Genomic DNA, 13,210 nt, shown 5'->3' on the forward strand with positions numbered 1-13,210 from the left:
GTCCGCTTATGCCAGAAAACAGCAAAAAGATGACAAACTTAAGACAGGTTTCCCGCCCGCTGGTGGTGGTACTGGCCTATGACGGTTTGTGTACCTTTGAATTTGGCGTGGCGGTGGAAATCTTCGGTTTGCCACGTCCCGAGCTGGGCGACGAATGGTATCGTTTTGCGGTGGCGGGCATTGATGACGGTGAGCTTCGGGCAACCGGTGGGATCCGCATCCTGACCGACGGGGGGCTTGATCTGCTGGAATCGGCAGACCTGATCGTTGTGCCGGGCTGGCGAGGGATGGATGCGCCTGTTCCCGCGGCGCTCTCCGAGGCCTTACGCCGGGCCAATGCGCGCGGTTGCCAGCTGCTTTCTATCTGTTCCGGGGTGTTTGTTCTGGCCGCGTCGGGTCTGCTGAACGGGCGTAAAGCCACCACCCACTGGCGCTATATTGAGGCGCTGAAAGCCCGTTATCCGGCGATCGGCGTGGTCGAGGATGTGTTGTATCAGGATGAAGGCGATATTCTGACCTCTGCGGGAAGCGCGGCAGGCATCGATCTCTGTTTGCATGTGGTGCGACGGGATTACGGTATGGAAACCGCCAACAGCGTCGCGCGCCGTCTGGTGATCCCTCCCCATCGGGATGGCTCCCAGCCGCAGCAGTTGAGTCGCCCGGTGGCACAGCTGCGGGAGAGCCAGCGACTGGGACAGTTGTTCGACTTCCTGCACAACCACCTGAGCGTTTCTCACAGCGTGGATTCGCTGGCGCGTCGCGTCGGCATGAGCCAGCGCACCTTTTTGCGCCGCTTTCAGGCTGCCACAGGCACCACGCCTGCGCGCTGGCTGCTTAATGAACGACTGTTACGGGCAAAAGATTATCTTGAGAGCAGCCATCTCAGCATCGACAGCATTGCTGAACAAACCGGATTTGGACAGGCAGCGACCCTGCGTCACCATTTCCGCCAGCAGTTCGCGCTTTCCCCTGCCCAGTACCGTAAACAGTTTGCCCGCCCGCCACGCTGATGGCCGGTTTGCAGGCAAAAAAAACCGCCATAATCTGGCGGTAAATGCTTGCATGGATAGATTTGTATTTTCATGTCTACGTCCCGACACTCCATGCCGGGCAGCGGATCAATAACAACCTAACATGCCTGAACTCAACAAAAGCTAAACAGAGCCATTAACCCGCTTTGGTATTAATTTGCAGGTAGCGCATCAGGCCCTGTTCCGCGCTCTGTTTTGCATCCTCGTTAATCGCTTCCAGATAGAATGGACGCGAGACGCCATACGGTGCTTTATCTGCTGAGAAAACAGCAAACTGGAATGTTTTACTTTTCGACGGATTGGTACACCCTAATTCCCAACGCTCGTCATCAATTTGCTTGCTATTACACGCCACGCGTCCGTAGTCGCTGGTTAAATAAGAACCGACCCGAGCTTCCGCTGACTGAATATAATCCGGTTCGCCACTCCAGTTAACGTTCATACCTACAACAGCCCCAACGGCAACCACCAGAAGCGCTATTGACATGACTTTTTTCATTGAATCAGATCCATTCCTTTGTCAGAGAAATCTTATTATATAAGATTAATCCTTAAACCTCTGCCATATTTTGATACCAAATTTTAGGGTATGACAAAGATAATTCTTTTTTAGGATAAATCTCACTACGCGCAAAATATATCCTGTTCGCGCAACATGACATATTCTTTGCGCTAATTTGAAAATGCCAATAATAACCCTACGAAACTACGTTCATGCTAGCGTGGCATTTTTATTGAAGGGGAAGTCCATGTTCAAAAAGGGGTTAACGCTTATGATGCTGGTCTGCGCCCTGTTTTCCGGCCAGCTGATGGCAGGACACAAAGGCCATGAATATTTGTGGGTTAAGAATGTTGATCATCAACTCCGGCACGAGGCAGACAGTGATGAATTACGCAGCGCAGCGGAGGAATCAGCAGAGGGTTTGCGCGAACATCACCTGTGGCAAAAATCGCGCAAACCGGGTACTCACTTTCGTTAATTAATTACCCTTACGTTTCGGCAGGGTTTTCATCAGCTCGTCGGGGCTCACGGAGGCAACAATACTGCCCGGTAGCGGCATTTTGAAAATATGGTTTTTCATTTTGCCAATAACGTGCATTTCACACGGACGACAATCAAATTTGAGGGTCAGCACCTCGTCGCCATTCACCAGCTGCATTGGCGTAGCTTTCCAGCTCTTAATATTGCCTTTCGCCTGTTTCGGGCAAAGATTAAAGGCAAAACGCAGACAATGTTTGGTGATCATCACCGGCACATCACCCTTCTCTTCGTGCGCCTCATAGGCAGCATCAATTAACTGCACGCCGTGGCGATGATAAAACTCGCGCGCTTTATGGTTATACACGTTCGCCAGGAACGATAAATGCGACTCGGGGTAAACGGGCGCTGGCACGGTTTCCGCCTTGCGGCTGCCGCGGGGATAATTCGCCAGTCGCGCGTCATCCAGCATCTCTGCCGTTTCCCGGCGGAACTGGTTCAGCAGACTATTTGGCACGAACAGCGCATCCGGCAGATTTACCGCAATGTTGCGCGCATAGTAAATGGTCTGTCCCAGCTTCGCCACGCCATCCTTCAGGCTGTTGAGGGCTTTTTCTGCATTGTTCGCCACCTCAAACAGACCGTCGAGGGTATGCGTGACGCTGATGCCGTCTTCACAGGTCATGGTCAGGATAAGCTGCTCTTCCCAGCCACCTAACTCGATATCCACCGCAATGCGACGCTCGCTGGAGGTTTTCAGCAGCGCCTGCTGCCAGTTGTGGTCAAGGTTACGGTTCAGCGCGGCGTTAGGACGTGCTTTATAGAGATCGGCAGGCATCTCGTTTGGCCAGACGCGATAGCGGTTTTCACCAGTCTTTTCCACCGTATTAGCACGGAAGCCCACGACTTCACGTTTGATCATCACGTTCAGACCATCCCCGTTCGCCAGCGGTTCGGTCGCCGACACGTCGAGATAATCTTTGGCGACCTTCAGCACTTCACCCACCGGTAAACCGATAAACTTCGGTGAATCAAACGCGCCAATATCGCCTTTACGGGCATTGACGAAGTAGTCCGTGCTGCCGCGGTGGAAGGTTTTATCCGTCGACGGAATAAAGAAATGCTCGGTGCGACCGGCAGACGCGCGCGCCAGGTCACCGCGATCTTCAATAATGGCGTCCAGCATCTGACGATAATGGGCGGTAATGTTCTTCACGTAGCTCATGTCTTTGTAGCGCCCTTCAATCTTGAAGGAACGCACACCGGCATCAATCAGCGCGCCCAGGTTGGCGGTTTGATCGTTGTCCTTCATGGACAGCAGGTGTTTTTCGAAGGCGACCACGCGGCCCTGATCGTCTTTCAGGGTATACGGCAGACGGCAGGCCTGAGAGCAGTCACCGCGGTTGGCGCTGCGGCCAGTCTGTGCGTGGGAGATATTGCACTGCCCGGAATATGCCACGCACAGCGCACCGTGGATAAAGAACTCAATGGTGGCATCCGTCGCCTGGTGAATATCGCGGATTTGATTCAGGTTCAGCTCGCGCGCCAGCACGATCTGGGAAAAGCCCGCATCGGAGAGAAACTTCGCCTTCTCGACGGTGCGAATATCGCACTGGGTACTGGCGTGCAGTTCAATTGGCGGAATATCCAGCTCCAGCACGCCCATGTCCTGAACAATCAGGGCATCCACGCCGGTCTGGTAGAGATCGGTGATCAGACGTTGCGCAGGCTCCAGTTCATCATCATGCAGTATGGTGTTCAGGGTCACGAACACTTTCGCCCCAAAACGGTGGGCGAACGGCACCAGCTCGGCAATATCGCTCAGGCTGTTGCTGGCGTTATGGCGGGCACCGAAGCCAGGACCGCCAATGTAGACGGCATCAGCCCCATGAAGGATCGCTTCACGGGCGATGGCGGCATCGCGGGCCGGGCTTAATAGTTCAAGATGATGGGATTGCAGGCGCATACTTCGTCGTTATCCGTTATGGTCAAAATGGCGGCTATTGTAGTCAGAAGTATGCATCAGCGAAACAGTTTTGCGAGCCTTTAGCGGGGATAATGAATCAGGGAGTGAAAATGCACCGGTCGGCTGCTGCTGTTGCGGTAGGCATGCGGTTTATCCCCGGCAAAACGCACGCCCTGATCGGGGTAAAGGGTTCGCCATTCGCCGTCAATTTTCATCTCCAGTTCACCGCTTATTACCACCACGTGTTCAATCACCCCCGCCTCGTGCGGCGTGGATTCACTCAGGGCGCCGGGCGCCAGGGTGATGGAGAAATGATCGAACTTCAGCGTCTCATCCCACGGGAACAGCGGTTTCACCACCATCGCCTGCTGCTGCGGGTCGAACACCGCCTGCCGGTCTGCCTCCGGCGTGATAAACGCCGAGAACGGGACGTTTAGCCCCGTGGCAATTTTCCACAGCGTCGACACCGTTGGGCTGGATTCATTACGCTCGATCTGTCCCAGCATGGCTTTTGACACCCCCGTCTCTTCTGCCAGCTTTGACAGGCTCCAGCCGCGCGCCTGGCGCTGCGTCTTGAGTGTTGTAGCAAGATGTTGTGTGATTTCCATGTTTCCTCCCGAGGGGGTAAGCATACCACTTGTACGCTATAACGCACAGTGCTACCTTATTGCGGACGTTATAACGCACAACGGAGATATTATGCGCCAGTCAGCCCCTCTTTTTCCCGCCATTCTTGCCGGATTTGTTGCCGTTCTGGTCGGTTATGCCAGCTCGGCCGCCATCATCTGGCAGGCTGCTGCCGCGGCAGGCGCCAGCCCACAGCAGATCGCCGGCTGGATGACCGCACTGGGGTTCGGCATGGGGATCAGTACGCTCGCCCTGTCATGGTGGTATAAAGCCCCGGTGCTAACCGCCTGGTCAACCCCCGGCGCGGCGCTACTGGCTACCAGTCTGCACGGGATAACGCTTGCAGAAACCATCGGCATTTTCATTTTCGCCAATGGGCTGATCTTACTCTGCGGCCTGACCGGACTCTTCGCCCGCCTGATGAAACTCATTCCCCATTCGCTTGCCGCCGCGATGCTGGCAGGCGTACTGCTGCGCTTTGGCCTGCAGACGTTCAGTCACCTCGACGGCCATTTTCTGCTCTGCGGCAGCATGATTGCGACATGGCTGGTCGCCAAAGCGCTGGCGCCACGCTACGCCATTGTGGCGACTCTGATAACAGGGAGCGTGGTGGCCTGGGCGGGCGGTGACGTTGTCACAAACCGACTCACCCTTTCCCTCGTCATGCCACAGTTTATTGCACCGGCGTTTAGCCTCACCAGCCTGGTCAGTATCGGCTTGCCCTTTTTCCTCGTGACCATGGCGTCGCAAAATGCGCCCGGTGTCGCCACGATGAAAGCGTCGGGTTATCCGCTGGCGGTATCTCCGCTGATGATCGCAACCGGTGGGCTGGCGCTGCTGCTTTCGCCCTTCGGCGTCTACTCCATCTGCATTGCAGCCATTACCGCAGCCATTTGCCAGAGCCCGGATGCGCATCCGGATGCCAGTAAACGCTGGCTGGCAGCGATGGCGGCAGGCGGTTTTTACCTGCTGGCGGGCGTATTCGGGGGATCCCTTACCGGGCTGATGGCGGCCCTGCCGCCGAGCTGGATCCAGACGCTGGCAGGCCTGGCGCTGCTGGGCACCATCAGCGGGAGTTTGTATCAGGCATTGCATAACGAAACGGAGCGTGACGCGGCTATTGTCACGTTTCTGATGACCGCCAGCGGCGTGACGCTGCTCGGGATTGGCTCTGCATTCTGGGGGCTGGTGCTGGGAGGCGTGTGCTTCGCCGTTTTATCACGCCTTCGCCGCGCGTAGCTGTGAAGGCGTCATCCCCATAACGCTGCGAAAGCGGTTGCTGAAGTGGCTGGCGGAGTTAAATCCACAGGCGAGTGCAATATCCGTCAGCGGCGTCGCCGTATGCTGCACCAGCGTTTTGGCTTTCTCCATGCGGCGCTGCATCACGTACTGGTGCGGTGCCAGCCCCGTCGACTGGCGGAACATGCGGGCAAAATGGTACTCACTGAGCGCGGCCTGCGCCGCCAGTTCAGCCAGCGTGAGCGGCTGAGCAAGGTTCTCTTCGATAAAGGCCAGCACGTTGCGCAGTACAAACGGCGATAGCCCGCCGGTGACCACCGGCAGTTTCCACTGCACATTCGAATAGTTCTGCAGCAGATGGGTCAGCAGCAGCGTCGAGGCCGTGCTGAGCGTCAGCTGGTTGGCTTTTTGCTGCCAGTCACAGCCGAGCAAAAACTGACGATAGAGCGCAGTGATTTTTGCATCGCTGCCAAAGATTTTTTCATCCAGCGTCAACGACAGCGGGCGTTTGTCCCAGATTTTTTCACCCACATCGCGCAGATGGTCATCGGTGCAGTAGAGGTGGACAAACGACAGGTCATCGCGAATATCCCACGTCGATTCACTCTCTTTCGGCATCAGACAAAAACGATCCGGCCCGCCGCCGTTTTTCCAGCCGCCCGGCGTTTTTTGATAGCTCTCATAACCGTCCGCCACGTACAGGCTCAGGGTGTGATGATTACTTTTTACAGTGATCGTGTCGCGCTTGTTGTACCACGCCGCCAGCTGGATACCGGAATTGAGCGCAACGGTTTCCCGCAGCACGGCGTTCTGTTGGCGTAGCGTTTCAAAGGTATCGTAAGCGTGTGACATAACCGTTAGCGCGTCTGTGAATCAGAATGTCAGTCTAAGAATTGTTGCTTCACGTTGCCAGACCCCGGAACAGAAAAAAGCGCAAGATTTTGCAAGTCCGCCGCAGGACGGTGAAAGCCTGCCAACGCCCTCGTCGCCATACTGTGGGTTTCCGTGGTTTGAGAAGAGAGACAATATGAACGCATTGTTATACGGACTGGTGGTGGTTATCTGGGGAACCACCTGGATTGCAATTTTCCTGCAGCAGGGTCCTGTGGCGGCCCCGGTGTCCATTTTCTGGCGTTTTGCGCTGGCCAGCGCCACGATGATGGTGGTGCTCCTGGCGCTTGGCCGCCTGCGTAAACTGGCGCTGCGGGATCATCTGTTCTGCGTGCTGCAAGGATGCTGCGTGTTTTGCTTCAACTTCTGGTGCTTTTACACAGCAGCGGCGCATATTAACACTGGCCTGGAGTCGGTGATATTTTCCATGGCGGTGCTCTATAACGCCATCAACAGTTTTATTTTCTTCGGACAGCGTCCACCCACGCGTTTCTGGACAGCCGCCGCCCTGGGTCTGGTGGGGATCATCACCCTCTTCTGGGACGATCTGCTGGCCAGCGGCTGGAGCGTATCGCTGCTGACGGGCATTGGCCTTTCCGCACTCGGGACCTACGGCTTCTCGCTGGGCAACATGATCAGCATGCGGCATCAGCGCAGAGGGCTAGAGACGATGACCACCAATGCGTGGGCGATGCTCTACGGCACGCTGGTGATAGGCTGCATCGCGCTGTTCAGAGGCGACAGCTTCGCGCCGCAATGGACGATGAGCTACATGGGGGCGCTGGTCTATCTGGCCCTGTTTGGCTCGGTGATTGCCTTTGGCGCCTACTTCACCCTGGTCGGACGCATTGGTCCGGGCAAAGCGGCCTACAGTACGCTGCTCTTCCCGCTGGTGGCGCTGTCCATCTCCACGGTGTATGAAGGCTACGTCTGGCACATTAACGGCATTATCGGGTTACTGCTGATTCTGGGCGGGAATATGGTGATGTTTACCAGACCGGAAATCTGGTTCAGACGCCTGCGTACGGCATAAAAAAACGGCCTACGCTTGCAGGCCGTACATGATTATTTCGCTGTTTTATGCACATCAAACATGGTGGCGTCCGTCGCCATGTCATCAACAACCTGCTTCAGCGTCGCGAAGGTCATTGGTGAATTTTCGTTGTTCAGCTCTTTACCTTCACCTTTACGAACAACCTTGATTACCGGTTTGTTCGTCGCCGCATCAATCAACTCACCCTCGAAAAAGAGATGGGTATCCATGGTGCGATGGCCGGTTGCCATCTGCGTACCTGCCACCACCAGCGCAACAGGCACCACTTCATAGAACTGCAGACCTTCTTTCTGCGAGCTCACCCCGGTGATCGCCCCGCGGAAAATCAGGCTGTGTTTGCCCGGCGTCGTCACAATTGGCTTGCGTTGGCCAATCGCGGTTTTCATTTTGTTATTGGTGTAATTTAACAGCTCATCAAGCGTACGTTGACCAATCTGGGTGGTCGGTTTAGGTGCCGGATAATAGGTAATCGGCGTCCAGATGATACTGTCGTAATTTGCTTCGTTATAAGAAGGATCGACCCAACGCAGGGTTGGTTTACCCGTTGCGGATGTCGTTTGCTGCAAGCCTGAGTAATCTTTCAAAAAGCCGGAGTATTGTTCAGGCGCGGCGACCTTGGATGAACACCCCGCCAGCGCCAACAGACCAGAAAGCACTGCAACTTTAAAAAAAGTGTGAGTACGCATGATGGTTTTCCATGTTATCTGCAAGTATGCATTTGAAGTTATAGCAAAAGTCAGGCGGGTTTGTTGTGACAAAAAATGATGCCGGGAGCACAATTTGCGAAAAGTCTGCCCGCCAGACGACGGGCAGTGAAAAATCATGGTTTGATATCAACCTGCCAGAAGATATGTTTGCCAAACGGGTCGATTTCGTACCCCGTGACTTCCTTACGGACCGGTTCAAAAATCGTGGAATGCGCGATCATCACCGCGGGCATCTGATCGTGCATCATCTGCTGAGCCTGTTTATACAGCGCCACGCGTTTGTCATGATCGGTTATCGATTTTGCCTCGGCGATGATGTCATCAAACGGCTTGTAGCACCATTTGGCCGAGTTTGAACCGCCGTTCGCCGAGGTGCAGGTAAAGAGCGGACCAAAGAAGTTGTCCGGATCGCCGGTCGCCGTGGTCCAGCCCATCAGCGCGGCCTGATGTTCGCCGCCCTTCACTCGCTTCAGGTACTCGCCCCATTCGTAGGTAACGATTTTGGTCTGTACGCCCACCTTCGCCCAGTCCGCCTGAATCATCTCCGCCATGCGTTTCGCATTCGGGTTATAGGGGCGCTGCACCGGCATCGCCCATAAATCGATGCTGATACCGTTGGCAAAACCGGCCTCTTTTAACAGCGCTTTGGCTTTTTCGGGATCGTATTCGTAATCCTTCAGCTCGCTGTCGGCCCCCCATACCCCCGGCGGCAGCAGGTTCTTCGCCGCCGTGCCAGTGCCGTGGAACACGGCGTCAATAATGGCCGGTTTGTTGATGGCCATCGCCAGCGCCTGGCGCACTTTCACATTATCCAGCGGAGGCTTCTGGGTATTGAACGCCAGGAAGCCGGTATTCAGCCCCGCCTTGCTCATGAGATTGATATCCTTGTTCGCCTTCATCCGCGGCAGATCGGCCGGGTTCGGGAACGGCATCACCTGACATTCGTTTTTCTCGATTTTGGCAAAACGGACCGACGCATCCGGCGTAATGGTAAACACCAGCCGATCCAGCTTCGATTTCCCCTGCCAGTAGTCCGGGAAGGCGGTGAACAGGATGCGGGAGTCTTTCTGGTATTGCGCCAGCTTAAAGGGGCCGGTGCCGATGGGCTCCATGTCCACCTTCTCCGGCGTGCCCGCCTTGAGCATCGCGTCGGCATATTCCGCCGAAAGAATGGAGGCAAAATACCACGCCAGATCGGCGACAAATGGCGCTTCCGGGTGCGCCAGGGTAAAGCGCACGGTATGGTCATCCACTTTATCAATCGCGGTGATTAAACTGCCAAACTCCAGACTTTCAAAGTTGGAATAGCTGCCGTTAGAGACGTTATGGTACGGATGATTAACATCCTTCTGGCGCATAAACGAGAAAATCACATCATCGGCATTAAAGTCGCGCGTTGGCGTAAAGGACTTATTGCTCTGGAATTTCACCCCTTTGCGCAGATGGAAGGTATAGACCTTGCCGTCTTCGCTCACCTCCCAGCGCTCCGCGAGGCTCGGCACCAGCTCCGTGGTGCCAGGTTTGAAATCGACCAGCCGGTTATAGACCGGCACCGCGCTGGCGTCCACGCTGGTACCCGAGGTATATAACTGAGGATTAAAATTTTCCGGAGACCCTTCGGAGCAATACACCAGCGTTTTCGCGGCTACGGTGGAACTGACCGTGAGCGCGGCGAGTGCCAGGGTTAATGTTGTGAGTTTGCTTTTCATCATTTATTCCTGTCTTTTAATTCGACGGCTAATTAATTCTTTTGCCATTTCATAAATAACATTAAAGTGAGGGAGCAAACACCCGAAAAATAAATAAGGAAGAAAACACTATGGGCTCGCCGCTTTCCAGACAATTAACGCAACGCTTTTTCCGTTATCTCGCCATCACCAGCCAGAGCGATGCAAAAGTCAGCACTCTCCCTTCCACTCCGGGCCAGCATGAGATGGCGCGAGAACTGGCCAAAGAGTTGACACAGCTGGGCTTAGACGACATTGTCATCGATGAATTTGCCACGGTCACCGCGGTAAAAAAAGGCAATGTGCCCGGCGCGCCGCGGATTGGATTTATTACCCATATTGATACCGTTGACGTGGGATTATCACCGGATATTCATCCACAAATATTAACCTTTAATGGTGAAGACCTCTGTCTGAATAAAGAGAAAGAGATCTGGCTTCGCGTCAACGAGCACCCGGAAATTCTGGCCTATCCCGGCGAAGAGATTATTTTCAGCGATGGAACCAGCGTATTAGGCGCAGATAATAAAGCCGCCGTGACTGTGGTGATGACCCTGCTGGAAAACCTGACGTCGGCGCATCAGCATGGGGATATCGTGGTTGCGTTTGTGCCGGATGAGGAGATTGGCCTGAAGGGGGCAAAAGCGCTGGATCTGAAGCGCTTCGACGTTGATTTTGCCTGGACGATTGACTGCTGTGAGCTGGGCGAAATTGTCTATGAAAACTTTAACGCGGCGGCGGCAGAAATCCGTTTTACCGGCGTCACCGCGCACCCCATGTCTGCCAAAGGCGTGCTGGTGAACCCGCTGCTGATGGCGACGGATTTTATTAACCATTTTGACCGCCAGCAAACCCCGGAGTGCACCGAGGGGCGTGAGGGCTATATCTGGTTCAACGGCATTCAGGCCGGGCAAAACGAGGCCATACTGAGAGCGAATATCCGCGACTTCGATCAGGCAAGCTTTACCGCCCGTAAGCGGCAGATTGCCGACGTCGCGGCGCTGATTGCCGCCCGACACCCCACCGCAAAGGTGGAGTACCAGATTGAGGATACCTACAGCAATATCAGCAATGCGATTGGGGAAGATCGCCGGGCCATTGACCTGATGTTTGCGGCAATGGAATCCCTTGGCATCACCCCCAAACCCACCCCGATGCGCGGCGGAACAGACGGCGCGGCGCTTTCAGCCAAAGGGTTGTTAACCCCGAACTTCTTCACCGGCGCGCACAATTTCCACTCACGGTTTGAGTTTCTGCCGCTGTCGTCGTTCGAGGCCTCTTACCACACAGCCCTGCAACTCTGTCTGCTGGCCGCCCGTTAAGCGGGTTTACGTGCCAGCAGGGTCGCGAAGCGCAATTTGATGCGGTTGCCGTTCTCGTCGGTGCGATGCAGTTCGCCGGGATCTTCGTTGTACTTAAGCAGATCCCAGCCTTCGTAATAGTGGCTCAGTTCGCCAGTTTTGAATGCAAACGGGAAGCCGACGGTACAAGGATAATCCGCAGTATCCATGGCGGCCACAATCAGGTTGTAACCGCCCGGTTTCGTGCAGCGCTGCATATTGGCGATCAAACCAGGGATGGTTTTCGCTTCAAGGAACATCAGCACCACGGTGGAGAGAATGAAATCGTATTCCCCGTCAAAGCTCAGGCTGTTCAGGTCTTTGATCGCCGTCTGTAGGTTTGCTATCCCTTCCGCCGCTTTAATGCGTTCGATGTTATCGATGCTCATGGGGTTTTTATCCCACGCCGTCACATCGTAACCGTTAGCGGCCAGATAGAGGCTGTTGCGGCCATTGCCGCAGCCGAGATCGAGCGTTTTACCGGGCTTAACGATCTCTGCGCTGTACAGCACCTCTGAATGGGTACGGGTGAGTCCATATTTCTCGGTGAAGTAGTTTTCGTCGACAGCCATTATTGTTCCTCAGATTGCATAAGCCGTGCTTTCTCAGTGCGCACCAGAAGTTTGCCCTGTATCAGCAGGATGAATGTACGAACCAACAGCATCCCAATGATGAAGTTAGTGAAGATAAAGAGCGGCACGGCAATGGCGTGGAAAAAGCCTGACGCGCTGCTGTGCCCCAGATGCAGACCGGTGGTTGCCAGTGCCGACACGCCAAACGAGAAGCTCCAGAACGATGCGTTAAACGGCTGAGACATATACCACGGCAACAGACGCAACATAAACAGCAGTTGCAACAGGCCATAACCGAACAGCATTTTGGCAAAGGTATCGGCTTCCCCGCCGTTGACGCTAATCCATGCGCTGCAGGCCACCAGCGCCGGGGCCAGTTGAATACCCAGCGACGTACGCAGTGCGGTGGGCAGTTCACCCGCGCTGCGAAGGCGCTGGAGAATAACCGGTTCCAGGCTGAGCCAGGAAAAGACACCTGCGCCGAGGAAGACTAACCCTGCATCGTTAAACCCCAGCGCACCACACGCCATCGCGCTGATAAAATTGTTTGCCACCGTAGGCAGATATAACCCCGGCGTTGTCGCCTCCTGAGGATGGTTACCGCGCCATAGCCCGGCGCTTTGCCAGGCGGAATAGGCAAGCTGCACCACCACGCCCACGGCAAATAACACCAGCGAAACCGGGCGGTACCAGGGGACAAACCCAATGGCAACCAGCATCGTGGTGGCCGGAAAAAGGCTGACAAAGCTGCTCATTACCGGGTGTCGCATTTCCGCCAGCACGCTACGCGGGAAACGCACCGCGCGCGTAATAAACGCCACCGTCAGTAAAAACCAACATACCACCGCAAGGGCAACCAACCCCTCACCCGGCCAGCGCGTAACCGGCCAGAGGGTGCTGGCGTATCGCCAGGCGAACCCCATGCCGATAATGCCAAGGACCATGCCAAAATAACCTGCGGGCAGGTTAAGTACCTGCCGGGTTTCGTCATTTTTATTCATTAATTTTAAATTTTAAAATGTATTTGAAATGCCATTTTAAGGTGTTTCCGCCTCGGATGCCAGCACAACGCAAAGC

13 protein-coding genes are annotated in these 13,210 nt (G+C 55.1%); 5 read left to right on the plus strand and 8 right to left on the minus strand.

From position 1 onward, the window contains the following. Positions 1-8: 8 nt before the first annotated feature. On the plus strand, positions 9-1,010 hold the full coding sequence (gene ftrA, locus ACMWKA_RS12145; RefSeq protein ID WP_414760293.1) for a transcriptional regulator FtrA: 1,002 nt from the start codon (positions 9-11) through the stop codon (positions 1,008-1,010). Positions 1,011-1,167: 157 nt separating this feature from the next. Here the strand turns inward: ftrA and ACMWKA_RS12150 are convergent, their stop codons facing one another. Continuing rightward, positions 1,168-1,530, minus strand: a complete 363-nt coding sequence (locus ACMWKA_RS12150; RefSeq protein ID WP_013096640.1) for a hypothetical protein — start codon at positions 1,528-1,530, stop codon at positions 1,168-1,170. Positions 1,531-1,780: 250 nt separating this feature from the next. Between ACMWKA_RS12150 and ACMWKA_RS12155 the strand changes: the two genes are divergently transcribed. After that, positions 1,781-2,011 (plus strand): DUF2554 family protein, encoded by a 231-nt coding sequence (locus tag ACMWKA_RS12155; RefSeq protein ID WP_013096641.1) that lies wholly within the window; start codon positions 1,781-1,783, stop codon positions 2,009-2,011. Here the strand turns inward: ACMWKA_RS12155 and ACMWKA_RS12160 are convergent, their stop codons facing one another. Together ACMWKA_RS12160 and ACMWKA_RS12165 are read right to left on the minus strand one after the other, a co-directional pair. Next, positions 2,012-3,976: a peptidase U32 family protein gene (locus ACMWKA_RS12160; RefSeq protein WP_129327401.1), complete on the minus strand. Its 1,965-nt coding sequence runs from the start codon at positions 3,974-3,976 to the stop codon at positions 2,012-2,014. Between the two features lie 80 nt (positions 3,977-4,056). Continuing rightward, positions 4,057-4,584 (minus strand): helix-turn-helix domain-containing protein, encoded by a 528-nt coding sequence (locus ACMWKA_RS12165; protein WP_038419400.1) that lies wholly within the window; start codon positions 4,582-4,584, stop codon positions 4,057-4,059. Here ACMWKA_RS12165 and ACMWKA_RS12170 point away from each other — a divergent pair. Beyond that, on the plus strand, positions 4,583-5,842 hold the full coding sequence (locus ACMWKA_RS12170; RefSeq protein ID WP_414760294.1) for a benzoate/H(+) symporter BenE family transporter: 1,260 nt from the start codon (positions 4,583-4,585) through the stop codon (positions 5,840-5,842). The two genes, ACMWKA_RS12165 and ACMWKA_RS12170, sit on opposite strands and share 2 nt — an antisense overlap. Here the strand turns inward: ACMWKA_RS12170 and ACMWKA_RS12175 are convergent. Beyond that, complete coding sequence (locus ACMWKA_RS12175; RefSeq protein WP_013096645.1) at positions 5,822-6,694, minus strand: helix-turn-helix domain-containing protein; 873 nt, start codon at positions 6,692-6,694, stop codon at positions 5,822-5,824. The genes ACMWKA_RS12170 and ACMWKA_RS12175 overlap by 21 nt on opposite strands. A gap of 175 nt (positions 6,695-6,869) precedes the next feature. Between ACMWKA_RS12175 and ACMWKA_RS12180 the strand changes: the two genes are divergently transcribed. Further along, positions 6,870-7,766, plus strand: a complete 897-nt coding sequence (locus tag ACMWKA_RS12180; RefSeq protein ID WP_414760281.1) for a DMT family transporter — start codon at positions 6,870-6,872, stop codon at positions 7,764-7,766. Positions 7,767-7,798: 32 nt separating this feature from the next. On the opposite strand, the gene ACMWKA_RS12185 is transcribed toward ACMWKA_RS12180, so the two are convergent. Next, complete coding sequence (locus ACMWKA_RS12185; RefSeq protein ID WP_013096647.1) at positions 7,799-8,473, minus strand: DUF3313 domain-containing protein; 675 nt, start codon at positions 8,471-8,473, stop codon at positions 7,799-7,801. Between the two features lie 134 nt (positions 8,474-8,607). Then, positions 8,608-10,203, minus strand: coding sequence for an ABC transporter substrate-binding protein (locus tag ACMWKA_RS12190; protein ID WP_058678515.1), 1,596 nt, complete (start codon positions 10,201-10,203; stop codon positions 8,608-8,610). Positions 10,204-10,313: 110 nt separating this feature from the next. On the opposite strand from ACMWKA_RS12190, the gene pepT reads away from it, so the two are divergent. After that, positions 10,314-11,543, plus strand: a complete 1,230-nt coding sequence (gene pepT / locus ACMWKA_RS12195; RefSeq protein ID WP_414760282.1) for a peptidase T — start codon at positions 10,314-10,316, stop codon at positions 11,541-11,543. Here pepT and tehB read toward each other — a convergent pair. Next, positions 11,540-12,133 carry a tellurite resistance methyltransferase TehB gene (gene tehB / locus ACMWKA_RS12200; RefSeq protein WP_013096650.1) on the minus strand — a complete coding sequence of 198 codons (594 nt, stop codon included), beginning with the start codon at positions 12,131-12,133 and terminating at the stop codon, positions 11,540-11,542. The two genes, pepT and tehB, sit on opposite strands and share 4 nt — an antisense overlap. Continuing rightward, positions 12,133-13,134 (minus strand): dicarboxylate transporter/tellurite-resistance protein TehA, encoded by a 1,002-nt coding sequence (gene tehA / locus ACMWKA_RS12205; RefSeq protein WP_029883797.1) that lies wholly within the window; start codon positions 13,132-13,134, stop codon positions 12,133-12,135. The genes tehB and tehA overlap by 1 nt, the downstream gene beginning before the upstream one ends. Between the last annotated feature and the right edge of the window lie 76 nt (positions 13,135-13,210).

The organism is Enterobacter sp. 03-F-07-AD-ECC (assembly GCF_047530935.1).
GTDB lineage: Bacteria > Pseudomonadota > Gammaproteobacteria > Enterobacterales > Enterobacteriaceae > Enterobacter > Enterobacter cloacae.